At 47.2% G+C, this 26,321-nt stretch carries 27 protein-coding genes; 17 read left to right on the forward strand and 10 right to left on the reverse strand.

What is annotated here, in order from left to right:
* Window positions 1-55: 55 nt before the first annotated feature.
* Window positions 56-556, forward strand: coding sequence for a DUF6155 family protein (locus tag AC1DYT_RS21210; protein WP_477471521.1), 501 nt, complete (start codon window positions 56-58; stop codon window positions 554-556).
* A gap of 89 nt (window positions 557-645) precedes the next feature.
* Here the strand turns inward: AC1DYT_RS21210 and AC1DYT_RS21215 are convergent, their stop codons facing one another.
* From AC1DYT_RS21215 to AC1DYT_RS21250, 8 genes are all read right to left on the reverse strand, one after another.
* Window positions 646-945, reverse strand: a complete 300-nt coding sequence (locus AC1DYT_RS21215; protein WP_477471522.1) for a hypothetical protein — start codon at window positions 943-945, stop codon at window positions 646-648.
* A gap of 163 nt (window positions 946-1,108) precedes the next feature.
* Window positions 1,109-2,062 carry an adenylyltransferase/cytidyltransferase family protein gene (locus tag AC1DYT_RS21220; protein ID WP_477471523.1) on the reverse strand — a complete coding sequence of 318 codons (954 nt, stop codon included), beginning with the start codon at window positions 2,060-2,062 and terminating at the stop codon, window positions 1,109-1,111.
* 97 nt (window positions 2,063-2,159) lie between these two features.
* On the reverse strand, window positions 2,160-3,146 hold the full coding sequence (locus AC1DYT_RS21225; protein ID WP_477471524.1) for a D-alanine--D-alanine ligase: 987 nt from the start codon (window positions 3,144-3,146) through the stop codon (window positions 2,160-2,162).
* 256 nt (window positions 3,147-3,402) lie between these two features.
* A complete protein-coding gene (locus AC1DYT_RS21230) occupies window positions 3,403-3,972 on the reverse strand; it encodes a Maf family nucleotide pyrophosphatase (RefSeq protein ID WP_477471525.1) in 570 nt (189 codons plus the stop codon).
* 105 nt (window positions 3,973-4,077) lie between these two features.
* Window positions 4,078-4,599: a KdsC family phosphatase gene (locus AC1DYT_RS21235; RefSeq protein WP_477459878.1), complete on the reverse strand. Its 522-nt coding sequence runs from the start codon at window positions 4,597-4,599 to the stop codon at window positions 4,078-4,080.
* 189 nt (window positions 4,600-4,788) lie between these two features.
* The gene (gene iscX, locus AC1DYT_RS21240) at window positions 4,789-5,031 is read right to left on the reverse strand and encodes a Fe-S cluster assembly protein IscX (protein ID WP_133235866.1); all 243 of its coding nucleotides are present in this window, start codon (window positions 5,029-5,031) and stop codon (window positions 4,789-4,791) included.
* Between the two features lie 33 nt (window positions 5,032-5,064).
* Window positions 5,065-5,397 carry a 2Fe-2S iron-sulfur cluster-binding protein gene (locus AC1DYT_RS21245; protein WP_477471526.1) on the reverse strand — a complete coding sequence of 111 codons (333 nt, stop codon included), beginning with the start codon at window positions 5,395-5,397 and terminating at the stop codon, window positions 5,065-5,067.
* Window positions 5,398-5,416: 19 nt separating this feature from the next.
* A complete protein-coding gene (locus AC1DYT_RS21250) occupies window positions 5,417-6,199 on the reverse strand; it encodes a Rossmann-like and DUF2520 domain-containing protein (protein ID WP_477471527.1) in 783 nt (260 codons plus the stop codon).
* Window positions 6,200-6,283: 84 nt separating this feature from the next.
* On the opposite strand from AC1DYT_RS21250, the gene AC1DYT_RS21255 reads away from it, so the two are divergent.
* The 4 genes from AC1DYT_RS21255 (at window position 6,284) to AC1DYT_RS21270 (ending at window position 9,651) form a co-directional block, all read left to right on the forward strand.
* Window positions 6,284-7,204, forward strand: a complete 921-nt coding sequence (locus AC1DYT_RS21255; RefSeq protein WP_477471528.1) for an alpha/beta fold hydrolase — start codon at window positions 6,284-6,286, stop codon at window positions 7,202-7,204.
* A 32-nt stretch (window positions 7,205-7,236) separates the two neighbouring features.
* On the forward strand, window positions 7,237-7,566 hold the full coding sequence (locus tag AC1DYT_RS21260) for a YbjQ family protein (RefSeq protein WP_128531506.1): 330 nt from the start codon (window positions 7,237-7,239) through the stop codon (window positions 7,564-7,566).
* 151 nt (window positions 7,567-7,717) lie between these two features.
* Window positions 7,718-8,152: a hypothetical protein gene (locus AC1DYT_RS21265; protein ID WP_477471529.1), complete on the forward strand. Its 435-nt coding sequence runs from the start codon at window positions 7,718-7,720 to the stop codon at window positions 8,150-8,152.
* 128 nt (window positions 8,153-8,280) lie between these two features.
* Entirely contained in the window at window positions 8,281-9,651 is a 1,371-nt protein-coding gene (locus tag AC1DYT_RS21270) for a dipeptidase (RefSeq protein ID WP_477471530.1), read from the forward strand.
* A 104-nt stretch (window positions 9,652-9,755) separates the two neighbouring features.
* Here the strand turns inward: AC1DYT_RS21270 and AC1DYT_RS21275 are convergent, their stop codons facing one another.
* Window positions 9,756-10,868, reverse strand: coding sequence for a mandelate racemase/muconate lactonizing enzyme family protein (locus AC1DYT_RS21275; RefSeq protein ID WP_477471531.1), 1,113 nt, complete (start codon window positions 10,866-10,868; stop codon window positions 9,756-9,758).
* Window positions 10,869-11,255: 387 nt separating this feature from the next.
* On the opposite strand from AC1DYT_RS21275, the gene AC1DYT_RS21280 reads away from it, so the two are divergent.
* The 12 genes from AC1DYT_RS21280 to AC1DYT_RS21335 all read left to right on the forward strand — a co-directional run bounded on the left by AC1DYT_RS21280 (window position 11,256) and on the right by AC1DYT_RS21335 (window position 24,470).
* Window positions 11,256-12,026: a DUF4290 domain-containing protein gene (locus AC1DYT_RS21280; RefSeq protein ID WP_477471532.1), complete on the forward strand. Its 771-nt coding sequence runs from the start codon at window positions 11,256-11,258 to the stop codon at window positions 12,024-12,026.
* A gap of 134 nt (window positions 12,027-12,160) precedes the next feature.
* Window positions 12,161-13,468 carry a UDP-N-acetylglucosamine 1-carboxyvinyltransferase gene (gene murA, locus AC1DYT_RS21285; RefSeq protein WP_477459868.1) on the forward strand — a complete coding sequence of 436 codons (1,308 nt, stop codon included), beginning with the start codon at window positions 12,161-12,163 and terminating at the stop codon, window positions 13,466-13,468.
* Window positions 13,469-13,646: 178 nt separating this feature from the next.
* Window positions 13,647-14,237: a 4Fe-4S dicluster domain-containing protein gene (locus AC1DYT_RS21290; protein ID WP_477471533.1), complete on the forward strand. Its 591-nt coding sequence runs from the start codon at window positions 13,647-13,649 to the stop codon at window positions 14,235-14,237.
* Window positions 14,234-14,782, forward strand: coding sequence for an NADH-quinone oxidoreductase subunit J family protein (locus AC1DYT_RS21295; RefSeq protein ID WP_477471534.1), 549 nt, complete (start codon window positions 14,234-14,236; stop codon window positions 14,780-14,782). The genes AC1DYT_RS21290 and AC1DYT_RS21295 overlap by 4 nt, the downstream gene beginning before the upstream one ends.
* The gene (nuoK, locus tag AC1DYT_RS21300) at window positions 14,779-15,084 is read left to right on the forward strand and encodes an NADH-quinone oxidoreductase subunit NuoK (RefSeq protein WP_477459865.1); all 306 of its coding nucleotides are present in this window, start codon (window positions 14,779-14,781) and stop codon (window positions 15,082-15,084) included. Before AC1DYT_RS21295 ends, nuoK begins: the two co-directional genes overlap by 4 nt.
* A 3-nt stretch (window positions 15,085-15,087) precedes the next feature.
* The gene (locus AC1DYT_RS21305) at window positions 15,088-15,843 is read left to right on the forward strand and encodes a hypothetical protein (RefSeq protein WP_477471535.1); all 756 of its coding nucleotides are present in this window, start codon (window positions 15,088-15,090) and stop codon (window positions 15,841-15,843) included.
* 2 nt (window positions 15,844-15,845) lie between these two features.
* Window positions 15,846-17,141, forward strand: a complete 1,296-nt coding sequence (locus AC1DYT_RS21310; RefSeq protein WP_477471536.1) for a hypothetical protein — start codon at window positions 15,846-15,848, stop codon at window positions 17,139-17,141.
* Window positions 17,138-19,252: an NADH-quinone oxidoreductase subunit L gene (gene nuoL, locus AC1DYT_RS21315; RefSeq protein WP_477471537.1), complete on the forward strand. Its 2,115-nt coding sequence runs from the start codon at window positions 17,138-17,140 to the stop codon at window positions 19,250-19,252. The genes AC1DYT_RS21310 and nuoL overlap by 4 nt, the downstream gene beginning before the upstream one ends.
* Window positions 19,252-20,856: a complex I subunit 4 family protein gene (locus tag AC1DYT_RS21320; RefSeq protein ID WP_477471538.1), complete on the forward strand. Its 1,605-nt coding sequence runs from the start codon at window positions 19,252-19,254 to the stop codon at window positions 20,854-20,856. The genes nuoL and AC1DYT_RS21320 overlap by 1 nt, the downstream gene beginning before the upstream one ends.
* 59 nt (window positions 20,857-20,915) lie before the next feature.
* Entirely contained in the window at window positions 20,916-22,514 is a 1,599-nt protein-coding gene (locus AC1DYT_RS21325; RefSeq protein WP_477471539.1) for a DUF4139 domain-containing protein, read from the forward strand.
* A gap of 6 nt (window positions 22,515-22,520) precedes the next feature.
* Window positions 22,521-24,029: an NADH-quinone oxidoreductase subunit N gene (locus AC1DYT_RS21330; RefSeq protein WP_477471540.1), complete on the forward strand. Its 1,509-nt coding sequence runs from the start codon at window positions 22,521-22,523 to the stop codon at window positions 24,027-24,029.
* Window positions 24,030-24,137: 108 nt separating this feature from the next.
* Window positions 24,138-24,470 carry a hypothetical protein gene (locus AC1DYT_RS21335; protein ID WP_477471541.1) on the forward strand — a complete coding sequence of 111 codons (333 nt, stop codon included), beginning with the start codon at window positions 24,138-24,140 and terminating at the stop codon, window positions 24,468-24,470.
* Between the two features lie 170 nt (window positions 24,471-24,640).
* Here the strand turns inward: AC1DYT_RS21335 and AC1DYT_RS21340 are convergent, their stop codons facing one another.
* Window positions 24,641-26,092, reverse strand: coding sequence for a sialate O-acetylesterase (locus tag AC1DYT_RS21340; RefSeq protein WP_477471542.1), 1,452 nt, complete (start codon window positions 26,090-26,092; stop codon window positions 24,641-24,643).
* Window positions 26,093-26,321: the final 229 nt, after the last annotated feature.

The following is a 26,321-nucleotide window of genomic DNA, read 5'->3' on the forward strand; positions in this document are numbered from 1 at the left end:
AACTATCTTAGGATGAGGAATTAAAGATTTGTAAACTATTTTACTTAACGCCACAATGTCTATCAAAAGCGAACTTGCCAAACTCGATAAAAAGGCCCTTATCGAAATATTGACGGACTTGTACAAGAAAAACAAGTCGGTACAGGAGTATCTCAATTTATACATCAAACCCGAGGATGAGGCGAGTTTATTAGAAAGCTATCGCGTAAAGGTTTACGAAGCCTTTTTCCCAAAGCGTGGCTACAATTATAATCTTAAGCAAGGTAAAGAAGCGATAAGTGATTTTAAAAAACTCGGCACTTCCCCCGAGTCGGTCGCAAGCCTTATGCTTTTTTATGTTGAAACCGGCATACAGTTCACCAACGATTTTGGAGACATTAATGAGGCTTTTTATAATAGTTTGGCAAGCACTTTCAGCAATGCCTTAAAATTGGCGCACAAAGAAGGCATCCTGGAGCAATTTGAACAACGCGCTTCAGATATATTTGAAAGCAGCGAAAACTTCGGATGGGGTTTCGGCTACAGCGTGTCAGAAATATTTTTCAATTACTACTAATAGATAAACACATCCATCATCTGTATCCCGGCGCTTCGGGACACATTCATTTTAAATCAATCTGCATTTGAAATCTGCACACCTGCACATCAATTCGCCAGTATTGCATCCCCGCAGCAGTCCATATCGCTTAGCAGCAAGCCCTTGGATCCGTTGATGGTTTCGATAATATGGATGAATTTATAGGTTTTTGTGACGTGGTCGAACGCATGGTCAACCAGCTTTATATTAAGGTCGGCGATGTCAAAATCAACATCATCCTGCAGGCACAGGAAATGCTGGTTTTTCATCGGCATAAAATCGTGGGTGTACCCCTGATCGTGCAGGGCTATAACGCGGTTGGTAATGGCGTTATTGAGTTTACGGGCGCTGTTCTTCAGGGTGTTCATGGCTTTGTGAGTTTTTACAGTAAATAGGACGCTCGGCCCGGGTAAACTGTTACAGATGAACAATTTAAATCCGGCAATTTATATACACAATATACGTACCAAGAATACTTAAGTTGCAGTTAATCTGAAATTAACAGTCGAGGCGGTTGGTTCCGCAGGCTTTTTAAATGAGGTAATCTCCGGCTTTGCCGTATTTCTCTAACTGGCGTATTCCCGTGCTGGAGATATGTTCAAATTCCATATCGCAAAAAATAGCGATAACGCTGATATTTTTATTACTCAGCTCCTGCATGTAGCGATATTGGTTAAGCTCGTACTGCAAGTCGCTACCGTTACGCAACCCGCGGATAATGGCAACCTCATAACCAAGGCTTTGTGTAAAATCGGTTAGCAGGCCTTCATATTGAGACACTTGCCTAAAATTCAATACAGTCGGCAAGGGATAAGTGGCCGCATCCTTCCCCGGGTTTACGCCGCGGGCTATGATTACCTTATCAAATATCTGCTCGGCCTTTTGCAAGATATTATAATGCCCCTTATGGAAAGGGTTAAAACTGCCGGGATACACAGCAATACGCGGCACACGGGCATTCACATAACCAATGAGCGCATCCAGCGCAGGGTTATCAACGCTTTGCCTTAAAGTTTGCAGCACCTCAACCCTCTTTTGCTTATACACGCTGTAATCAACAAACTGAAACTCCTTAAATATCTGCTGCTCGTATTCCAGTAACCTGTCAAATGGTTGGTACAGGATATTTAAGTCGGCTGCAGAAAATATTTCGGAAAGCGGAGTTTTGGGCTCATGCGTTTTGGTATCCAGGATAATGTTTATTACCTGCTGTTTTAGCTGCTCATCGCCATTAAAAACCTCTTGAAAATAAGTGGCGGAGTCTTCCTCGTTGGTTGCCGATTTGGGGTCGTAAACGATGTCATGGAAAACAGTAGCCAAAAGCAAAGCATCGTTATCACTATGGCCTTGCTTTGTCAACAGGCCCCAAATCTCATCAAGGTGGGCAAGGGTATGATAAAAACGATGCGGCTGGCGGTAGTTATCCAATACATTAGCATCGATGCCTAATGCCACAAGCCGCTCAATTTTATCAGTGATTTTCATTTGGTAAGTATCCAAGTTTACGTAACAGGCCTGCGTTCCACTTCGGCAATTTCCTTAATTCATGAAATTCGAATCAATTAGCCTTGTTCGTGTTAACTCACATCGCCCCTTCTATCAGCTCGCTATAAAACTCTGGCACGCTCATGCCGGCGGCCCTTACCTGTTGTGGTATCAAACTGGCGGATGATTGCCCGGGAGTTGTATTTACTTCTATAAAGTAGAATTCATCGGTATCCTCCAGCAGTATAAAATCTATCCTCACCATGCCGCGGCAATTGAGGCGCAGGTAAATCTGGGTTACTATCTCGCCTATCTCATGCACCTTATCAGCGGGGAGGCGCGCCGGGGTGATCTCCTCTGTAAAACCGGGACTATACTTGGCTTCGTAATCAAAAAACTCTTTGGTGGTTATCAGTTCGGTAGCGGGCAACACGGTTATCTTGCCATTCAGCCGGGCAATACCTATGCTGAACTCGCGGCCCTTTATGAATTCTTCTATCAGTATCTGGCTGTCCTCGTGGAAGGCTTTATCCAACGCATCCTGCAAGCCGCCCACGTTGTGTACTTTGCTCATGCCCACGCTGCTGCCGCCATTGTTGGGCTTAATAAACAAAGGGAACCTAAGGTTGGCTGCAATGGTAGCGGTATCGTGCATATCGCGCTGGTGCAGCTGCATCGATTTTGCGGTATGCAGGCCGTGTATGCCATGCACAAGCGCCTTGGTGTAGGCTTTGTTCATGGTGATGGCCGATGTGGTAGCATCGCAGGTATTGTATGGGATGTTCATCATATCCAGGTAGCCTTGCAGCTTGCCATCTTCGCCGGGGGTGCCGTGCACGGTGATGAATGCAAAATCAAATTTTATCTTTTCGCCGTTAAGGCTCAGGCTGAAGTCGTTTTTATCGACGGCAACGGTTTCGCCATTATTATCGTAGGCCCAGCTATCGCGGTGGATGAGGATAGTATAAACGTTGTATTTACCGGTTTCGGCAAGGTTTGCGGCGATGTTTCTGGCGCTGTTGAGCGATACTTCGTACTCGCCGGTGAATCCCCCGGCCAAAAGGGCTACGTTGATGGTTTTCATATAGCCCAAAGATAGTTTTTTTTAGAAGTTGAGGGGAAAGAAAGGCTATTTAGAAAGGGAAACCGTTTTAAAGTTTTGGCTCCCCTCTTGAGAGGGGGCGGGCCGGATGGTGTTGGAGCAGGCCTGCCTGCCGGTAGGCAGGGGTGTGTTCGCCACCATGCAACGGCGCATAGCAATCGACGAAACACACCCCTCCACCCCTCTCGAGAGGGGAATCGCACAAACCCACTGCTTTTTAAAAATATGATTTGCGCGCCTATTCCGCCACAATCGCCTTCAACTGCTGATAAACCTTTTCGGTAGGCAAACCTACCACATTGGTGTAAGAGCCGTTGATTCGTTCGATGCCGATGAGCCCGATGCGTTGCTGTATGCCGTAGGAGCCGGCTTTATCGAAGGGTTGGTATTCGGCCACGTAGCTGCGTATCTCTTCATCGGTAAGCTTGCGGAAAAACACTTCCGACATGTCGTAGAATTTATTGTAGCGGCCCTTGTAAAACAGGCAAACACCGGTGTAAACCTGGTGCACCTTGCCGCTTAGCTTGTGCAGCATGGCAATGGCGTGTTCGGCATCATCGGGCTTGCCCAGTATCTCGCCATCTATGCAAACAATGGTATCGGCAGTAAGCACCACCTCATCGTTAATATCTTCATCGAAGGCTTCCGCTTTTTTTTGGGCGATATAGAGGGAAATCTCCGCCGGACTGAGACCATCCGGATACGACTCATCCACCTCTTTCAAAACCACCCGAAAATCGATATCCATCAGTTTCAGCAATTCCTGCCGCCGTGGCGATTTAGAAGCGAGAATTATCTTGGGGTTCATAGTTAATAGTTAATGGTTCATGGCAGGAGTTGGAAGGTTAATAGCATTGTCATACACGGTTCGCAGCTGCTATGAACCATGAACTATCACCCATGAACTAAAAACCTACCAGCTATACGCTTGTTCGTTCATCCATTTGCCCTGTATCTTCATCACTTTTTCGATGATGTCGCGTACGCAGCCTTTGCCGCCGGCATAAGGCGATACGAAAGCGCTTACGGCTTTTATCTCTTCGCAGGCATCGGCAGGGCAAACCGGAAGGCCCACCATCTTCATCACGCCCAGGTCGGGGATATCATCGGCCATGTACAGCACGTTGCTGGGGTGGATGCTTTTTTCCTCTACGTATATCTTGAAACGCTCGGTTTTGGTATGCGCACCCAGGTAAACATCGTTCACGCCCAGGCTATTCAAACGGAACAGGGCGCTTTTGCTCCTGCTGCCCGATATCGCCGCTACGTTATAACCGCTTTTAACCGCCAGCTGCAAAGCATACCCATCCTTAATATTAAAGGCGCGGCTCTGTACGCCGGTTTCGGTAACGAATATCGAACCATCCGTCAGTACGCCATCCACATCAAAAATAAAAGTGGTTATATCTTTAAGCTTGTTTAAAAAGGATTCCATTATTTGTTTTTTTGGATTTCACCGATTAAAATGATTTCACCGATATAGCACCGATTATATTATTAGGTTTTCACCGATTGAGAATTGATTCCACCGATTACACAGATTGGAGTGTTACTCGTTATCAGTTCAGAACATTTCAACTTTCCAACCTTACAACTTTTTAACATCTCCAACTTTTCAAACTGCCTATTGGTTATCCCGCCACTCGTACACCCAGGCGCTTTGTATCTGCTCCAGGTGGCCTTCGCTTGATTCTTCGCGCGTGCCGGCAAAGTTGGGCAGGCTTAGCACCCATTCCAGCAGGTCGGTAAAGCGGATGCGGTATATCTTGGATTCGCCAAAATCGTCGCCAAACTTTTCGTAAAGGCTCATGGCTATATCTTCGTGGTCGTTCCAGTGTATGGGCAGGGCGAATTTATCGTCGTTCATTTCTTGCTTCGTAAGTATAAGTCTTATTAATAATTAATGCCCCATAAAGCCCGACTGATCGGGCAGGGTAACCTCTATATCGCCATCGATAATTACGCACTGGCAGCCCAGCCGCGATGTAATGCGCGGGTTTACGGCCCTGTCTATAAAGTCCTCTTCCTTGTCAGAAATCTCCTGGATGTTGTCCATCCCTTTATTAACGTAAATATGGCAGGTACTGCAACCGCATACGCCGCCGCAGTTGTGCTGTAAATCAATGCCGTTTTCCAGGCAAACGTCTAAAACAGATTCCCCTTCGGCAATAGGCAAAACAACGGTGTCGTGGTCGGCCTCTTCAAAGTTGATCGTTAAATTAAAAATATTCATTTTGGCAAAAGTAACAAAATTACTTATCCCCGTGAGGTACGTTGCTGTTTTTGATAATATCCTGACTTAGCGAAAGGTAAATCTGCTGTAAATCTGCCTTCCCTTCCAACATTGCCAGGTGCGCCTGCATGGTTTGCTCGTCTTTACGCACTGCCGGGCCTGTTTGTACGGTGGCGGGCGAATGTGCCTTTATTTTATCGGCAGTTTCCAGTATCAGCGGGCGCAGCATGTCAAAGGCCATATCGTGCTCCTTTAAAAGCCCTTCGGCTACCGCGTATAAATGATTGGTGAAATTGCAGGCAAAAACCGCAGAAAGGTGCAATATTTTGCGCTGCGCGGAACTAACCCGGTAAACCTTATTACTGATGGTTCGGGCCAGTTCTTCCAACTGACTGGTTATCGCTTCATCCGCACCTTCGATGCACATCGGCACATCCCAAAAGTTAAGCTCCTTTGTTTTGCTGAAGGTTTGCAGCGGGTAAAAAACGCCTGCATTGGCCGTATAATCCGTAAGCGCCTTTAAATCGACCGCGCCGGAGGTATGTACCGCCAATTTACCCAATGACGATAAAGCGGGAATAATTTCCGTTATGGCATCGTCTTTTACGGCAACTATAAAAATATCAGTTTCGGCATCAATATCTTTGAGGTTATCGATAGCCTCGGCACCCACATGATAGGCCAGCAGTGCAGCGTTTTGCATGTTAGGACTATACACCTGCACCATGCGGTGCCCGGCATTTTTAAATGCTGCTGCAAGGTGGGTGGCAACGTTTCCCGAGCCGACGATTGTAATACGCATGAGTGTTGATAGCTTTCTATTGCAAAATTAAATATTTGGGTTACTTTTATTTCTTAATTCAAAAAACCTTATTCCCCCACAAAAATGAAGTTTCTTAAACGTGTTGTTACATTTCTGCTCGTGCTCATAATTTTTGGGGCGGCCGTTATCGCCATCCTGTATTTCACCAAAAACAAAGAAACAAAAGAAATTACTTACAACCTGCGCAAAAACACCAATGGCAGCTACCAGGAACTAAGCGGCGGCGTTACCCATTACGAACTGGATGGGCCCGACTCCGGCAAGGTAGTGGTAATGATACATGGCTTCAGCGTGCCCTACTACATCTGGAACGGCACCTATGAATATTTAACCGAGCACGGCTTCCGGGTGCTGCGCTACGACGAATTCGGGAGGGGTTATTCTGATAGGCCCGACACCGTTTACAACAAGCAGCTTTATATGGACCAACTGAAAGAGCTATTAACCGAGCTGGAGGTAAAAACACCTGTAAGCCTGGTTGGCGTATCCTTCGGTGGCGCGGTAGCCACAGATTTTGCCTGCGCATACCCGGATATGGTGAACAAAGTGGTATTGGTAGATCCTGTCTATAACTTCGGCAAGCCCGATTTTTCGCAGTATTATACTACGCTTAAAGAAATGGTAGGCGCGGATGACAGGGCCCTGAGCCAGATGACGGATTTTAAATACCCCGATAAGCACCCCACCTGGGTAGACCAATACACCCCGCAGATGGAATACAAAGGTTTCCGCCATGCGTTGGTTTCTACCCAGTATAATTACGACTTTAAGCCACGCGAAAGCTATGCCTTACTCAACAGCAAAAACAAACCGGTGATGCTGATTTGGGGCAAGGAAGATAAAAGCGTACCTTTTATGTATGCCGATTCGGTAAACAAGCTGATAAAAACCGAGTTTTTGCCGGTTGACGATGCCGCCCACCTGCCCTTTTTAGAGCAGCCCGAAATTGTGAACCCCGCTTTGGTAACATTTTTAAAGAAATAGTGTCTAATAAATAAACAAACACTAAACACATTATGGATACTTCACTCATTACCACCAGCAACACGTTAGAAGGGTATAAAGTTACCAAACACCTTGGCGTAGTGCGCGGCATTACCGTGCGCAGCCGCAGCGTTGTGGGCAACTTTGCCGGTGGCATACAGTCGCTTTTTGGCGGCAGGCTTTCGGTTTACGTAGAGCTTTGCGAAAACGCCCGCGAAGAAGCCTACCAGCTTTTGATACAGCATGCACGCGCAACGGGTGCCAATGCCATCATCAACATGCGTTACGATGCCAACGAAGTGATGCAAGGCATTACCGAGGTTTTGGCTTATGGTACTGCTGTGGTGGTAGAGAAAGCGTAATAAGCCTCCATATTTATTTCACGCAAAGCCGCGAAGCCGCAAAGTTTTTAATTGTGACTTAGCGGCTTCGCGCCTTTGCGTGAAACCTATCGTGTACCTGCTCATGCTTTTCTATAAAATTATTCTGTAGATTTAGCTAACCCAATTTATCATGAGCAAAACCATCCAAACCCTAATCGACGGCTTCACCTACGCAGGCGAGGTTAAACACATCATCGTTAACTATCTCATGCTCTTCATCACTATTTTGCCGATAGTAATGTATGGTTCTGCCGGTCCGAAGATAAAGCGGGCTGCTTTTGGGGTACTATTGGTTATGGCGGCGTTTCAGGTGTTTTTATGGTTTGCTGTTACTGCGGTGGGCATATCGGTTACCTGGTGCGCGTTGGGAGGCGTCAATTTTGTTACGGTGCTTAAATACAAAGAATACCGTAAGCCGTTATATTACATAAGTATTGTTGCGGCGGTAATCGCCATTATATATTATGCGTTTACGCTTCAAAAGGAAGTTACGTTTGCGCATATCGCAGCGGTGGTGTTGGGCGCTGTGCCCTTTGCCTTATTTTCACCGAAGGCGAAGAAATAACGATATTAATCTCGCGCAAAGTCGCTAAGTCGCTAAGTTTTTAATTTTCAATGGCGGCTTTACGCCTTTGCGTGAAATCTATTGGATATCTGTTTCGCTGCGCTATATTTGCCTCAAATACATTTACCATGCAGGCTATAAAGCAATATATAGAAACTCATAAACAGCGTTTGCTGGACGAACTGTTCGAACTGCTGCGCTTCCCCTCCGTTAGTGCCGACCCAAAATACAAAGCCGATGTTTTGAACGCCGCCGATTACGTGGCCAAAAAACTGACGGATGCCGGTGCAGATAAGGTAGAAGTTTGCCAAACCGCAGGCTATCCTATCGTGTATGGCGAAAAGATAATTGATGCCGCCTTGCCAACGGTTTTGGTTTACGGCCACTACGATGTGCAACCAGCCGACCCATTGGAGCTTTGGCTCACCCCTCCCTTCGAGCCCACCATCCGCGACGGTAAAATTTACGCACGAGGAGCCTGCGACGACAAGGGTCAGTTTTATATGCACGTAAAAGCTTTCGAACTGATGATGCAGACCGATACCCTGCCCTGCAATATCAAATTTATGATAGAGGGCGAGGAAGAAGTAGGCTCCAATAATCTGGGCATCTTCGTAAAAGCAAACAAAGAACGCCTGAAGGCCGATGTGGTGCTGATATCCGATACCTCGATGATTAGCATGGAGCATCCTTCATTAGAGACCGGTTTACGCGGTTTGTCTTATCTTGAAGTAGAAGTTACCGGCCCTAACCGCGATCTGCATTCGGGTGTTTACGGCGGCGCGGTGGCCAACCCGGCAACCATATTAGCCAAAATGATCGCCTCCTTGCATGATGATGATAACCACATCGCTATCCCAGGATTTTATGAAGATGTATTGGAATTGACCGAGGCAGAACGCGCCGAACTGAACGCCGCACCTTACGATGAGGAAGAATACAAAAAGGACCTGGATATAGCCGAAACCTGGGGCGAAAAAGGCTACACCATCTTCGAGCGTACCGGTACCCGCCCTACTTTAGAAGTAAATGGCATTTGGGGCGGTTATATTGGCGAAGGCGCAAAAACCGTGTTGCCATCAAAAGCCAGCGCCAAGATCTCGATGCGCCTGGTGCCTAACCAAACCAGCGAGAAAATAACCCAACTCTTCACCGATCATTTCCTGAAGATAGCACCGAAATACGTAAAAGTAAAAGTTACCCCGCATCATGGCGGCGAGCCGGCAGTTACCCCCACCGATAGCATTGCCTACAAAGCCGCACAAAAGGCCATAGCCGAAGCATTCGGCAAGCAGCCTATCCCAACCCGTGGCGGCGGCAGCATCCCCATCGTAGCTTTATTTGAGGCTGAACTGGGCTTAAAAACTGTACTGATGGGCTTCGGCCTGGATAGCGACGCCCTGCACTCGCCGAATGAGAAGTATGATATTTTTAACTATTACAAAGGGATTGAGACGATACCCTTGTTTCATAAGTATTTTGCTGAGTTGAGTGAGTAGGAGTTGTCTGAACTCGAATTTGTCGAATTAGGAGAATTATACAGAATGCATAGTTCCTTAATTCGACAAATTTTATAAATTCCTTAAAATTCGAGTTCAGACATTCAAACACTCCACTTCTCACACCCCTCCAAAAACGTTTCATCCGCATCCGCACCAATTCCCAGCGCATCGCTTATATCAAGATGGTAGCCATCGTACTGTGCACCGCCTATGCATGGATCGATCAGGTGACCCAACTTGCAGGTATCCATATCATAAAACCGGATATTGGGACTGGCGTACACAAAATGGAGCTTGCTGCTGAGCGCTATACGGCTCTCGAGCATGCCGCCCATCATACATGGGATGCCGCGTTCAGCACAGGTATCGTGGATCTTTTTGGCTTCGGTAATACCGCCGGCTTTGGCCATTTTGATGTTTACGTAATGGCAACTACCGCTTTCGATCTGCTTACGTGCATCGTGGTGGATGTACACGCTTTCATCGGCCATAATTTTTACCGGCGACAGGCCCATCAGTTCGGGCAATTTATCGTCGTACCAGGTACGCATGGGTTGTTCGCAAAACTCTATATCATACTCGCCGAGGGCTTGCAGGGCAAAAACAGCTCCATCGAAACTCCAGCCCTGGTTGGCATCTACGCGTATCTTCATCTCCGGGCCAACAGCTTGGCGTATTTGTTTAATGCGCTCTACATCAACCTCTGCACCTTTGCCCAGCTTTACTTTTAATATCGTTGCACCGGATGCTTTGAATTCAATCGCTTTTTTGGCCATTACTTCGGGCGTACCGATGCCGATGGTGATGTCGCTTTCTACCACGCGCTTTTCTCCCCCTAAAAATTTATAGAGCGGCAAACCCGCGTTTTTGGCGGCAATATCATATAAAGCCATATCGAATGCGCTTTTAATGGTGCCGTTGCCGGCGGTAGCATCGTGCAATTGCTGCATGCGGGCGGGGATATCCAGCGCATCTTGCCCCTGCCATAATTTCGCAAAGTCTTTGGCCATCACCAGGCAGGTATCCTGCGTTTCGCCCACAATCATCGGGAAGGCCGAGCACTCCCCCACCCCGTAAAAACCGGCATCGGTATGTATGCGGATAAAAGTATTGGCGGCATGGTCCATAGTACCGGTGGCAATGGTGAAGGGCTCCATGGGGATGCTGAAACGGTAGATATCTACGGAGGTAATGGTAACAGGATTTTTCATCATGGCTAAATTAAGATAAATATCTCCAATGCAAGTTGGCGATTTAACCACAAAGAGCGCAAAGATTTGCATAGTTGTGAGCGCAAAGGACACAAAGATTTTTTTCACGCAAAGGCGCAAAGTCGCCAAGAAAATAAAACCTTGCGCCTTCGCGACTTTGCGTGCAATATTTAGCAAACTATGCCTTTGTGTTTCTTTGCGTTTTTTTCTTTGCGTTCTTTGCGGTTAAATTAACCACTAAACATCTTTTTGTACTTGCAACACAAAATCTCTATCTTTGCGTTCGTACTTCGTACACATTCATTCTGTTGCTCCGGTTTCTACTCTTTGAAACTGTCCATGCACCGGGAAATTCTTTCAAACGATTTTATTCAATTAAAAAATATTTACATGGCATTAACCACTTTGCCTGGCGAGTTTGATTATAACTCTACCAGGAACAAACTTTTACTTACCGAATACGGCCGCAACGTGCAAAACATGGTGAAATACATTGTTGCGCTGCCCACTAAAGAAGAACGCAACAAATACGCCCAGGTGGTAATAGACCTGATGGGTTTCCTGAACCCGCACCTGCGCGATGTAGCCGATTTTAAGCACAAGCTTTGGGATCACCTGCACATCATCTCCGATTTCCAGTTGGATGTTGATTCGCCTTACCCTAAGCCTAGTCCGGAAGCTATACACCTTAAGCCCGAGCCGCTTAAATACCCGCACCAGCGCATACGCTACAAGCACTATGGCAAAACTATCGAAATGATGATAGAGAAAGCCAAAAGCATTGAGGAGCCCGATCGCAAACGCCACATGGTACAGGCTATTGCCAACTTCATGAAAATGGCTTATGTGCAGTGGAACAAAGATTCTGTTGCAGATGATCTGATTATATCCGATCTGCTGCACTTATCCGGCGGCGAATTGAGGCTGGAAGAGAACGTAAACCTTAACCGGGTAGAGTTCCGCACCAACCCATACAACAGCCAAAGCAACAACAACAACCGCGGCGGGCGCACCAATAACCAAAACAACAATAACAACCAAAACCGCAGCAATGGCGGCGGCGGGCGCACCAACAACAATAACAACCAAAACCGCAACAACAACAATAATAACAACAACCAAAACCGCAACCGTAATACCGGCGGGGCTAAGAAGTACTAATTTAGTTGATAGATAATGGTTCATAGCTCATGGCGGTATCGGGCTTGTATTTGCAATTATTTTCTAATCTTTGCCCTTACTAAGATCTATCAGCAATGAACCATGATCTATGAACCATCAACCATGAACCAAAAATGAGAAACGCATTCGAGATACAAGGTGGCAAGAAACTTAAGGGCGAGATTATTCCGCAGGGCGCAAAAAACGAGGCGCTGCAGATCATATCGGCTGTATTGCTTACCGGCGAAAAAATGACCATCAACAACATCCCTGATATACAGGATGTTAATAAACTAATAGAACTAGTTGGCGATATGGGCGTTGAGGTGAACCGCATCTCGCGTTCGGTTTGCACCTTCGAGGCCAAGGAAATAGACCAGGATTTCTTCAATTCCGAAGCATTCAAAACCAAGGGCGGCGGCTTACGCGGCTCTATCATGATACTGGGCCCACTGCTGGCACGGTTCGGTAAGGCATCTATCCCAAAACCGGGTGGCGATAAAATCGGTCGCCGCAGGCTGGATACCCACTTCCTGGGTTTCGAAAAACTGGGTGCACGCTTCGATTACAATCCCGAAACCGGCTTTTACAACGTAGATGCATCAAACCTGCGCGGGACTTACATCCTGCTGGATGAAGCATCGGTAACCGGTACGGCCAACATCGTTATGGCAGCTGTCCTTTCAAAAGGCACTACCACCATCTACAACGCCGCCTGTGAGCCTTACCTGCAGCAACTTTGCAAAATGCTTAACCGCATGGGTGCCAAAATAAGCGGCATTGCATCCAACTTATTGACTATAGAGGGCGTTGAAAGCCTTGGCGGTACCGAGCATACCATGCTGCCGGATATGATCGAGATCGGCTCGTTCATAGGCCTTGCCGCCATGACGGGTTCCGAAATCACCATCAAAGACGTTAAATACGCCGAGTTGGGCATGATACCCGATGTTTTTAAACGCCTGGGCATACAAATGGAACTCCGCGGCGATGATATCTACATCCCCTCGCAAGATCATTACGAGATCGATACCTTTATCGATGGCTCGCTGCTTACCGTTGCCGATGCACCATGGCCGGGCTTCACGCCCGATTTGCTAAGCATTGTGCTGGTAGTGGCCACACAGGCAAAAGGTTCGGTACTGATACACCAGAAAATGTTCGAGAGCCGCTTGTTCTTCGTGGATAAGCTGCTGGATATGGGTGCCAACATCATCCTGTGCGATCCGCACCGCGCAACCGTTATAGGCCTGGACAAACAAATTCAGCTGCGCGGTATCTCCATGACCTCGCCGGATATACGCGCCGGGGTGTCTCTGCTTATCGCAGCCTTATCGGCCCAAGGCAAATCCACTATCTACAATATCGAGCAAATTGAGCGCGGCTACCAAAATATCGATGCCCGGCTAAAGGCGCTTGGGGCAGATATTACGAGGGTATAATTAAAAAGACATATAAAAGGTCACTTATGGCACCTTGCCAAGAGATATTGACCCTCCTATCGTTGCCTGCATGCTGAAATTGGGCGTGTGGAGGCTTTGGTTGATGTAGTTATGGCGTTAATGAGTGTGATTTAAATCAGTGAAATCATTTAAATCGGTGAAATCGCAAGAAATATAAATGATTAATAAGGTACTAAATAGTTTCACAACGGCATGGCGGGGCCTCACCCTCACCCTGAAGCATCTTTTTGTGGGGAACCACAAGCGCGATGTGCTTCCTATTACTGATAACAACTACTTTAGCCGCCAAAACGATACCAATACCATACAATACCCTGCGCAGCAATTGCCCACGCCCGAAGTGGGCCGCTACCAGCTGGATGTAGAAATTGACGATTGCATCGTTTGCGACCTTTGCGCCAAGATTTGCCCCGTGGATTGCATCGACATCGAATCGATAAAATCTACAGAAGGTTCCATCGGCGAAACATCCGATGGCTCTAAGAAACTACTTTACGCCGCCAAATTCGATATCGATATGGCCAAGTGTATGTACTGCGGGTTGTGTACCATTGTGTGCCCTACGGAGTGCATCGTAATGACCAACCAGTACGACCGCACGGTATTCGAACTGAAGGACCTGAATTACGAGTTCTCGGATATGTCGCCCGAGCTGGCTGCCGAAAAACGCGCTTTGCTGGAAAGACAACAGGCCGAAAAACAAGCCGCCAAATTAGCCGCCATGAAGGCAAAGGAGGGCAACGCATGAGTTTAGTACAAATACTCTTTTATCTGATGGCATTGGTTACGCTGGGTTCAGCACTGGTGGTAGCCGCAAGCAAAAATCTGGTACGCAGCATATTTATGTTCTTCGTAACGTTGTTTGGGTTGGCGGGCCTCTACGTTTTGGCCGTTGCCGATTTTGTGGCCGTTACCCAAATTGTGATATACGTGGGCGGCATTTTGGTGCTGATACTGTTTGCCTTTATGCTATCGGGCAAAGAATCGCTGGCCGCTGCGGGGCAGCAGCAGAACCGTTTCATCAGCCTGAATACCATGGCCGCCTTTATACTGGCCGCACTGTTTTTGGTGGTGATGGTAAACGTGGTGTTCAAGGCCGATATAGCCGGCCTGGCCTGGATAAAAGCGGCAAAAGATGCAGGCAATATTATCCCGGTGAACCAATCGGGCATTAACAACATCGGTATCAATTTAATGACCAGTTACCTGCTGCCTTTCGAGGCCATCAGCATATTACTGATGATAGCCTTGGTGGGTTCGGCGCATTTGTCGCGCAAGGAGGGCAACCCATGATTGGCCTGCAGCACTTTATGCTGGTGAGTGCAGGGCTGTTTTGCATCGGCCTGTTCATCATCGTATCAAAAAAGAACGCCATACAAATATTAATCGGTATCGAACTGATGCTGAATGCTGCCAACCTCAACCTGGTAGCCTTCGGCCGGTACGACCGTATCAACAACGGCGGGCAAATGTTCGCCCTTTTCGCCATCGTGCTGGCAGCAGCAACTACCGCCGTGGCCCTGGCCATCATCCTGAACGTGTACCGTCGGTATAAAACCATCGATGCAGATAAAATTAACCAGTTAAAAGATTAAGGGATGAGGAAGTTTACGATATTATTCCTGCTGATGGTTTCCCTTGCTGCCTGCGCGCAGAACGACAAATATTTTAATGTAAACAGCAAAGTCCTGATTTTTAAGGACCCGCCGCTGGCGAAGGATAAGCCGCTGGTGCTGATAGACGATAAAGAATATAAAGGCAAGCTGGAGGACATCAACCAGGATGATATCATCGCCGTTTCGATTATCAAAACAGCGGATGGCGCAAAAATATACGGGAAGAAAGGTGCAAATGGGGTGGTGATGATTACCACGAAGCAATCGTTGCCGTCCACGCAGGATAACATCATCTTGCCGCCGCCACCTCATGGTAAAAAAAGGCCCGATAAATTTATAGTGGATGGCAAAGACCGGGGCGAGATGAAGCTGGAAGAAGTGGATGCGCTGCAAGTATTGAAGTTTGAAGCTGCGCGGTTGCCCAAAGACACCGGTATCGATTCCTTAGGCACCCTCTATACCATTACAACCAAAGGCTTCGCCATTATGCAGTATCAAAAGAAACTGGGTGCTTTTTCTAAAGAGTACAAAGCATATTTCGATTCGTGCAGGTGCAACGATATCCGTTTCCTGTATGTATTGAACGGCAAGCCCTTAAAACAGGAGGAAGATAACCGTACGGTGGAAAAGCTGTATGATTTGCCTGCGGAATCGATTACCTCTGTAATGTTCATGGATAAGCATTATAAAAACGCATTAGATAATAAAGAGCCGGTGGTGGTTATTACCACTAAATAAAGATGAGGAAGCTGCTTGCCATATTATTATGCCTGTGTTTATCCTTCGTGATGATGGATAACGCAGCAGTGGCGCAAGGAAATGGAGAGCCCGCAACGCTAATGCCCAATACGCCGCTAATTGTTGTCGACCGGACTTACCTGGCAGATGATTTTAGTGCCATCAAGCCCTCTGATGTTATTAAGGTGGATACGCTAAATGGCGCAATGGCCTCGGCTCTCTTTGGAGCGCGCGGAGCCAATGGGGTATTTTTAATTACAACTAAAAAAGGCAAGCCGGGTACAAAGTATGCTGAACAATTCAGGCCCTATCTAAGTAAAGTTAAATACCGCAGTTGGGTGGCATTAAATTCGAAATTGGTAGATAGCGGCTTAGTCGGGCTAAATACAAGCGACATTATTAAACTGCAATTTTCAAAAAAGGGGGTTAAATCCGGCAAATTTACTTCAGATGGCCATCCGCTATTATTAATAGTCACTAAAGCGTACGCCATTAAAAAGGAATTGCCAAAAGCGACGACCTCTTACAAAATAGATACCATAGCTAATAACAAGGTTATTTATCCCGCGAACAAAGGCCTTGCAAATGCTACAACTGGTATAGATGATACGGCTGTGGCGCAAACCGTTACGAGTACTGCTAAGACGATTTATAGTGCTGCTTCGCATAAAACTATGGTATTGGTTAACGGGCAATTTTATGGTGATGATATAAAAAACCTAAATCGCGATGATATCCAACATTCCAATATTTTAGCGTCATGGTATGCGGAATCCCTTTTTGGTAGTTTAAATGGCGGGTATCCGTTATTTTCTATAGACACCAAGCAAAAAATAAGTTCTGATACGACCAGGATAGATTCTGTAGCGACACAAGGGCCTCTTTATATAATTGACGGGAAGCCAATCGAAGGAAAACCAAAAGATGTTTATGCCGAAGATATAGTTGAAATAGTGGCGATAAAGAAAATTTTCGGCCCCAATGTTTACCCAGACAAACCTGATAACGGGGCGATTATTATTGCAACCAGAACCTTTGTTATAGCGAATTATCAAAAAAAACTAAGTGCGTTTTCGAAAAAGTACAAAAAGCGTATCGAGTTTGAGATGAAATATAATCATAACGATAAAGGGATATTTTATAGCATATCAAATAGGTCTTTTGCTGTTGGAGACGACTTGGTACGCGAACTATATAATATCCCCAGGAATAACATAAAAAAGGTTAGATTTCGCGAAAAACAAACCTGTTGCGGCATTAACAGATACGTAGATATAACACTTAAAGATAAAAATTGAACCCAACCACCCTCCATACCGACGCGCAAACCGTAACCCTTGCTATTATAGCAGTGGTGCTGCCTTTTGCTGCTTTTGTGGTAAACTTTTTGGTGCTGGGCAAAAGCAAGGCTTCGGGTTGGGTTTCTACGCTGGCTATTTTGGGTAGCGCGGTGTTGTCGCTTAATGTGTTCTTCAGGGTGTGGGATAGCCATACCATTCACATGCAGCAGGTGTGGTTTACCATCGGCGAAACGAAGGTGCAGATTGGCGTATTGCTCAATAATCTGTCCGTACTGATGCTGGTGCTGGTATCGCTTATTGCCTTGCCGGTACATATTTATTCTACGGCTTACATGAAGGATGATACCGGCTACAGCCGTTACTTCCGTTATTTAAGCTTCTTCTGTTTCAGTATGCTGGCGTTGGTGGTGGTTGATAGCCTCATTACCTTCTATGCTTTTTGGGAACTGGTAGGTTTCTCCAGCTACCTGCTCATCGGTTTCTGGTATGATAGGGACAGCGCGGTACAAGCCAACAAAAAAGCCTTTATCATGAACAGGATAGGCGATATCGGTTTGCTGACGGCAATCATGATATTCTTTGTTTTATATGGCACATTCGATATCGATAAAATATTTGGCGAGAAAGGGCTAACGTCTTTCATCACCGTTAAAGATGGCGCATGGGCGTTAATGCATGAATTGCGTGTGCCGGCATCTAATGAGTCGGTCTGGGTAAACTTTTCGCCAATTTTTCCGCCCGTCGTTTTACATTACATCGCCTTTGGTGGCATCTTCTTAGCGGTTGCCGCAAAATCGGCACAGTTCCCCTTACATACCTGGCTACCCGATGCTATGGAAGGCCCAACTTCGGTTTCGGCACTCATCCATGCGGCTACCATGGTGGCGGCGGGCGTGTTCCTGTTGGGGCGGGTTTATCCATTCTTTAGTCCCGAGGAACTCACCATATTGGCAGCCATTGGCTGTTTCACAGCTTTTATGGCAGCTACCATCGCGCTCACCCAAAACGATATTAAGCGCGTGCTGGCGTATTCCACTATATCCCAATTGGGTTACATGGTGATGGCTATGGGTGTTGGGGCATATTCATCGTCGCTGTTCCATTTAGTAACGCATGCCTTTTTCAAATGCCTGCTGTTTTTGGTGGCCGGCATCGTTATCCACCAAATCAAACACATCAAGGAAGATAACAACCTCGATATTGACCCGCAGGACATCCGCCACATGGGTGGCCTGCGCAAAAACCTGCCACTTACTTTTATAGCTGCTGTAATAGCTGGATTGGCTTTGGTGGGTTTCCCGCTTACGTCTGGCTTCCTTTCTAAAGATGGTATCCTTATCCAGGCATTTGAATGGTCGGAAGGCAAAAACATCCTGTTGAACATCATCCCGGTAATGGCATTGCTTACCAGCTGGCTCACGGCTTTCTACGTAGCAAGGCTCATTTTCAAAGTATTCTTCGGCGAATTAAGATTGCTCAAAACATTTCCATCGCTGCAAATCCACATTGGCGACGGGCATTGGGCGTACAAGCTGCCGCTGGTCTTTTTGGCGCTTTGTTGTTTGTTCCCGTTGTTTTCCGTGAACCCGATTTCGTATGAAGGCTCCTGGTTGTACCAGGTTTTAGCGCCGAAGCATGGCGAGGAACGCGCAAGCATTTATCACCTGCTCATTCCTGCCTTGGTGACGGTGGTGAGTATGGCTGTTATCTACCGTGCCTATGTGTTGTATATCAAACGCGAAGGTAGTATAGTCTCCGAAACCGGCATCTTCTACCGTATCTCCTACAACGAATGGTATATCGACCGTTTTTATCGGCGCGTAATCGTAAAGTTCGTAATTTGGCTGAGCGGCGCAGCCTATTGGATAGACCGCAACATTATCGACGGTTTTATACACCTGCTGGAGCGCATCGGCCAGTGCATAGCCAAAGCCGCCGCCTGGTGCGATAAATATATTGTGGATGGCGTGCTGTGGCTGGTGGCTAAGTTGGTAGCCTCGATAGGCAACTTTGCGCGCCGTTTTCATGGTGGCAAAGTGCAATACTATTTGTACAGCATGCTGCTTGCCGTAATTGCTGTTTTCATTATTAAACTGATTTGGGCCTGATGAACATATTAACCCTGCTGATATTCACCCCTGTACTGTTCGGATTCATCATCCTGCTGCTGCCCTCCTCCATGCGGGCCAGCTTTAAATATATTACGCTTTTGGCCACGCTGGTACAGTTGGGGCTGAGCATTTGGATGTACATGAATTTTAAAACGGGCGCTCCATTTGCCGGTATCAGTCACGAAGAGCAGTTCCAATTCGTGCAGAAAGTCCCCTGGATACACCTGGACCTCGGTTCGGCAGGCAAAATGCAGATAGAATATTTCGTGGGGATTGATGGTATCTCTATTACGCTCATGGTAATGACCTGTTTAGTTATGGTAGTAGCTGCCGTGGCCTCCTGGGAAATCAAAAGCAATCTCAAAGGTTTCTTCGCGCTGTTTTTACTGCTGGATATGGCGGTAGTCGGCGTGTTCTGCGCGTTGGATTTCTTCCTGTTCTACACCTTTTATGAATTGATGCTGCTGCCGCTGTACTTCCTTATCGGCATGTGGGGCGGCGCCAGGCGCGAATACGCGGCCATCAAATTTTTCCTCTACACATTGTTCGGTTCGGTATTTATGCTGTTGGTGATGGTGGGCCTGTACCTATCGGTGAAGGACCCTGCAACCGGCAACCACACTTTCAACATCATCCAAATGATGAACCCGGCCAATTATATCAATGGCTCGGTGTTCTCCACCATAGCGCACAGCACCATTTTAGGCATGCCTGCGCGGTCGGTTGGCTTTGTGGTACTGTTTATCGCTTTTGCCATTAAAGTGCCCGTAGTGCCCCTGCATACCTGGCTACCCGATGCGCACGTAGAGGCGCCTACACCGGTATCCATCATCCTCGCAGGCATCCTGTTAAAGATCGGCGGCTACGGCATTATCCGCATCTGCCTGGGCATCTTCCCCGATGTAGCGCTTAGCGGTGCCTTCTGGATTGGCCTTTTAGGCGTTATCTCCATATTATACGGCGCATTCAACGCCCTCGCTCAGCGCGATTTGAAACGGTTAATTGCCTACTCATCGGTATCCCATATGGGTTTCGTGTTGCTGGGCATTGCCTCCAATACCGCCGAAGGTATCAGTGGCGCCATGATGCAGATGGTAAGCCACGGTTTCCTCTCTACCATGCTGTTCTTTTTGGTGGGCGTTATCTACAACCGCGTGCACGACCGCGATATCTACCATTTCCGCGGCCTCGGCTCCCTGATGCCGCGCTACACCGTTTACGTAATGGTGGCGTTCTTTGCTTCTTTAGGTTTGCCGGGCTTCTCTGCTTTCGTGGCCGAGGCGTTCTCCTTAGCAGGTGCATTCAAATCTCATTCGGTTAACGGCTTGTTGCCTTATTGGATGGCCATTTGCGGTTCGGTAGGTATTTTGTTGAGTGCCGCTTACTTTTTGTGGACACTGCAACGCATGTTCTTCGGCAAGCTGAGCTTAAAAGGAGGCGAGATATGGAAGATAGCCCTCACGGATATCAGCCTGCGCGAAACGCTAACCTTGTTGCCATTGGCGCTCATTGCTTTAGGTCTGGGCCTGATGCCATCGCTGGTGTTCGATAAAATAAACGATTCGGTATTGGCGCTGGTGCAATTCATTGGCATAAAATAATTGTTGCAGGCTTATGGAAACCAACAGGCAAACGCATCTTACAGGTAAATAAAAAAATCATGAAGAAGATATTATTTACCATCTGCCTGTTTATATCTATCCAAACCCTTCGTGCCGATGACGGCCAGAAGGTAGCCACCAAAGTAGAAAAGGTTACCGTGTTCCTTAGCGGGGCGCAGGTTACGCGTACGGCTACGGCCAACGTAGTGCCGGGTACCTCCACCCTCTCGTTCGAAAACCTATCGCCCGAACTCGACCCGGCCAGCATACAGGTACGCGCCACCGGCGATTTCACCATCCTATCGGTAAAACACGAACTGAACTACCTGGGCGAGCAGCTGAAAACCAAAAAACTGGAAGAACTGCAAGCCATGCAGCAAACCCTGCGTGATAAGATTTCCCTGCAAACAGCCTTGCTGAACATTAACCAGGAAGAAGCCAATATGCTGACCAAAAACCAGGTAAGCAACGGCCAAACCGCCGGGCTGGACATTATCAAACTACGCGCCGCGCTCGATTTCCAGACCGCCCGCCTTACCGAAATAAAAAAGAAAGAACTGGCCATCAACGCAGAAATTGCGCAACTGAACGTACAATTAAGGAAGTACGATAGCCAGGTAAACCAATTGATAAACACCCGCGGTATTGCCAGCAGCAACATTTTGGTAAACGTTTCATCAACTGCGGCCCTGCAATCAACCTTTACCATTACTTACGTGGTGGGCCAGGCCAGCTGGCAGCCCACTTACGATATCCGCGCCAAAAACGTAAGCAGTCCGGTAGTGATTGCCTACAAAGCCAATGTATCGCAGCAATGCGGCGAGGATTGGAAAGACGTAAAACTTACCCTTTCCACCGGCGACCCATCGGTTAGCGGCCAGAAGCCGGATTTGAGGCCGTATTATTTGAATGTTTATACGCCGGCTGTAAACTCGGGGTATTACAACAATAGCCTGAACGAAGTTGTGGTAACCAGCAGTGACAAAAAAAGGCGGGCAGATTTAACCGGAGCAGCCAGCGGCGTTCAAGTCAACACTACTGAAAACCAAACCAATATGGAGTTCAATATCCAGAACCCGTTCTCGATACCTAACGACGGTAAGCAATACTCCGTAGAGATAGACCAGGTTACCACTAACGCCACTTACCAATACTACGCCGCGCCAAAGCTAAGCACCGATGTATTCCTCACCGCCCGCATTACCGACTGGACCAAGTACAACTTCCTCTCGGGCGAAGCTAACCTGTTCTTCGAGGGTACGTTTATCGGTAAATCGAGGCTGGATACCCGTGCCGCGAATGATACCTTAAGCTTATCTTTGGGTGTGGATAAAAACATCGTAGTGAAACGCCTGATGCAAACCCAACTGGCCGATAAGCAAGGCATATTCGGCTCGAGTAAGAAAGAAACCCGCGACTGGAGCATCTCCATCAAAAACCGCAAAACGCAAGCCATCAACCTGCTGATAGAAGACCAGGTGCCGGTATCGCAAAACAGCGCCATAGAAGTAGATACGCAGGACATCAGCGGCGCAGAAATGGACAAAGCCACCGGCAAACTATCGTGGACGTTTACTTTGGAGCCACAGGCCGTAAAACAACTGCGGGTAAAATACACGGTTAAGTACCCCAAAAACCAAAGCGTACTAGTACAATAATAAAAAATGCAGCAGCTAACGCACGATATACCCAACCAGTTAAGTAACGTTTTAGGCAGTTTAACCTACTTTAAGCCCGAGATTTACTTAACTGCGTTGTTTATTTTGGTGCTGCTTACCGATCTGTTCTTCGGCAAAACCTCTACCTGGCTCTGCCGTGCTATTGCCTGCGTGGGCATGGTAATGGTGCTGGTGATGGATTACGACCAGAAGCTGATGCTACAGAAAGGTATAGATACACAATACTTGTTCGGCAGCATGCTGGCGTTGCATGGCCCGGCGGTTAGCTTCAAGATGGTTATCGACGTGCTTACCTTCATCCTGCTGCTGTATTTTACCTGGGATAATAAGCTGAAGGCGCATAAAAAGGGCCTGTCGGATCTGTACACCATCGTAGTAGGTTCGGTACTGGGACTGCACCTCATGATTATGGCGGTAAACCTGTTATCCATTTACCTGGCTATAGAGATGGTATCCATCGCATCATACCTGCTGGTGGCCTACAAATCCGAACGGCTGACAACCACCGAAGCGGGTCTGAAGTACGTGCTGTTCGGCGCGGCATCATCTGCGGTAATGTTATATGGCATATCGCTTATTTATGCCTTTACGGGTTCGCTAAGCTTAACCGTAGGCAGCCCCATGGTGGCCAACCTGATGCAGGTTGCGCCATTGAGCGTATCCTTTGCGCTGGTACTGGTGCTGGTGGGCATCGGGTTTAAATTGTCATTTGTACCCGTGCACTTTTGGGTGCCCGATGTGTATGAGGGGGCGGCAACGCCGGTTACGGCTTACTTGTCATCGCTGCCAAAAATTGCCGCATTCGCGCTGCTGGTAAACTTCGTAACGCCTTTCGCCTTTTATAAAGGCTGGCAGGGTTTCGATTTCCGGCTGGTGCTGGCGGGTATCGGTATCATCACCATGATAGCCGGCAACTTTGCCGCCGTACTGCAAAATAATGTGAAACGCATGCTGGCCTATTCGGGTATAGGGCATACCGGCTTCGCGTTGATGGCATTGGTAACCTTTACGCCCGATGGCTTATCTGCCCTCATCTACTACCTGTTTGTTTATGGCCTGGGCATCATAGCCGCCCTGGCGCTAACTAATTACTTTGAGAACGCTGAGGGCATTACCGATGTACGCGACTATAAGGGCCTGGGCTTTAAATATCCGTTGGCATCGGTTTGCTTTGTGGTGGTGCTGGTATCCTTAACAGGTATCCCCATAAGCGCGGGTTTTACGGGCAAGCTGTTCGTGTTTTCGGCCACCTACAGCGTTTATCAGCAAACAAAGGACCCATGGCTGCTGGCCATGCTGGGCACCGGGGCGCTTACCACCGTGGTGGCTTTATTCTACTATATCAAAATTCCGTTGAACCTGTTCCTTAAACGCACCGAGCTTTTGCTGAGCGAGAATCGATGGTCAATAAAGCTGGTGGTGCTGTCGGTAGTGATTGCCATTGCGCTGATTGTGTTCGGGGTATTCCCCGATTTGCTGAAGGGGCATATGTAGGCGAGGAAGGTTTGTATCCGTAAAAGAAGAATTTTTGCGGAGGGCAAGCATTATTTAACGAACACCCTGTAACTAAAAGGGCTCTTTAAGGCTCGACTATTTAAGAATATGGATAGAATTATTTTTTCCTCGTGCGTATTTGGTGCGTGCTACGCTATTTGGTTTTTGTGGACGCGAAAAGCTCGCTACTTAGAAAAGCATGGTGTATCGGTGATGGCAAAAGTAATTTCTGTAGCGAATACTTTTGTCACGATTAAATCTGCTGACGTGGTTGACAAAAAACAAATGGAATTGACGGTTGAAATTGAGAACGAAAAAACAGGCAAGTATAAGGCGGTTGCAAAACGAGCTTATAGTGTTTATGAAACAATACCATCACCGGGAGACGAAATTAGAGTGGTAGTCAATCCCAAAGACCCTGAACATATCAAGATCGCATAATGTGGCGGGAGCAAACCCGCTGGCATGATAAACAAATGGTCGATAAAGCTGGTGGTGCTTTCGGTAGTGATCGCTATTGCATTAACCGCGTTGGTGTATTTCCCGATTTGCTGAAGGGGCACCTATAATCATTCTTTTGATGAGGATGCCTTAGTTAACAGAATAGTTAATCACCAGTTATCTGTACGGAAGGGCTCTGCCGGGAGACCCGCTGAATTTTGCAGGTTGGTTACGGGTGCATTTGTAAAGGCATATCTAATGGCTTGAACATTTGCACTGGTAGTTAACACAATAGTTTTGCCCTGAATTGCGGCAAGCGCGGGGCGGAAAACATGGTCGGCACCAGCCACATAAAAATATTGGTTAAGCGGCTTATTATCGATGGTATTTAGTCCGTTTGCTGTTCCGTTGATATAGTTAAGCGTAACCTTATCACCCGTTTGCGACCATGATAGATATTGCGGGCCCGTACATTCCACTGGCAACCCATAGGTATTCTTTAAGGCTAACAAGGCTAAGCGTTCGCCTACAGGTTTTTTATTTTGCGGATGATGATTATCGGGTTCTCCTACATCCATGGTAATAGCCATCCCACTGTTTGGCATTTCCCGTACATTAGCCTGCGCCTCCCTAAACCGCGCATAATAATCGGATTTCAGATCGCCGCCCACGGATGTGGTGTTATAATAATCTTCGGCAAATGGCGTCATCTGCACATAGTAAAAAGGTAATGTACCCTGCTTAAAACTAGTTCTCCACTGGCTGATGAGGGTTTTGTTAAGGCTGGTGTAGTCGCTTGCCGGCGTAACGTGCGAGTCGTTTTCGCCCTGGTACCAGATGAACCCTTTGATGGAAAGCCTGTTTAACGGGCTGATCATCCCGTTAAACTCGTCTCCCCCCTCCGACCAATCCCTACAGTACGAACCGTTTACGCCCGATATAATAATTCCTACCGGCACTTGTAGTGATTTGAACAGTTTTTGCGCAAAAAAATAGGCTACGCCACTCCATTTACCTACGGTTCCCGGCGAACAAGCATCCCAGCCTGCGGGCGATGCAAAAGCACTTAAAGGCAGCGATGCCAGCTTTTGACGAACGGTTGTGGCACGTATCAGCGGGTAATCAGCCGCCGCAATCTCGCTTTGGTAATTGGTAACGCCATTGAAAGGAGAGATCTTATCAACCGGCATCACCATGTTGGATTGACCGGCGCACACCCACACATCGCCAATTAAAATGTTGGTCAATACTACGGGATCCTCCGAACCTGTTTTACAGGTGATGGCTTGCGGAGTGCTATTTGCCAATGCGGCAGGGATGGAGATGGCCCAGTTGCCATCTTTATCGGAGGTGCCGGCAAAATCATTAGCATTCCAGCTCACCTTTACGGTTACTTTATATCCGGCGGTAGCCGTTCCCCATACGGTGAAGGGCTTGTCGCGCTGTATCACCATATTGCTTTGTAAAACGTTGTTAACCGAAAACGGAACAATTACGGGTGGCGTCGTGACATCGGGCTTAGAGTCGGGCTTTGGATCCGGGATAATTACGGCATCCTTTTTACAGCCTTGTACAATCAGCAGCAGTACTAATGCCAAATAAAGCAGAGGTTTAAGGTTCATTCTATAGTCAAAATATCAAGCACTCACCTGTTTTAGCTATTTCCTTCCTATCGGGTACAAACGCCCGGTTTAAAATACTTACAGGTTCTATGGTGCTGATAAGGCTATAACAATGGCTATATAAAAATGAACTTTTATATTTGAAATAGCAACAAGTTTTATGTTTTCGGCTTTTTCAAAAGAGGCCAAATCCGCATCGCGTTCTTAAGTACCAGATGTATTTACCTTT

The organism is Mucilaginibacter sp. P1_D10 (genome assembly GCF_056406215.1).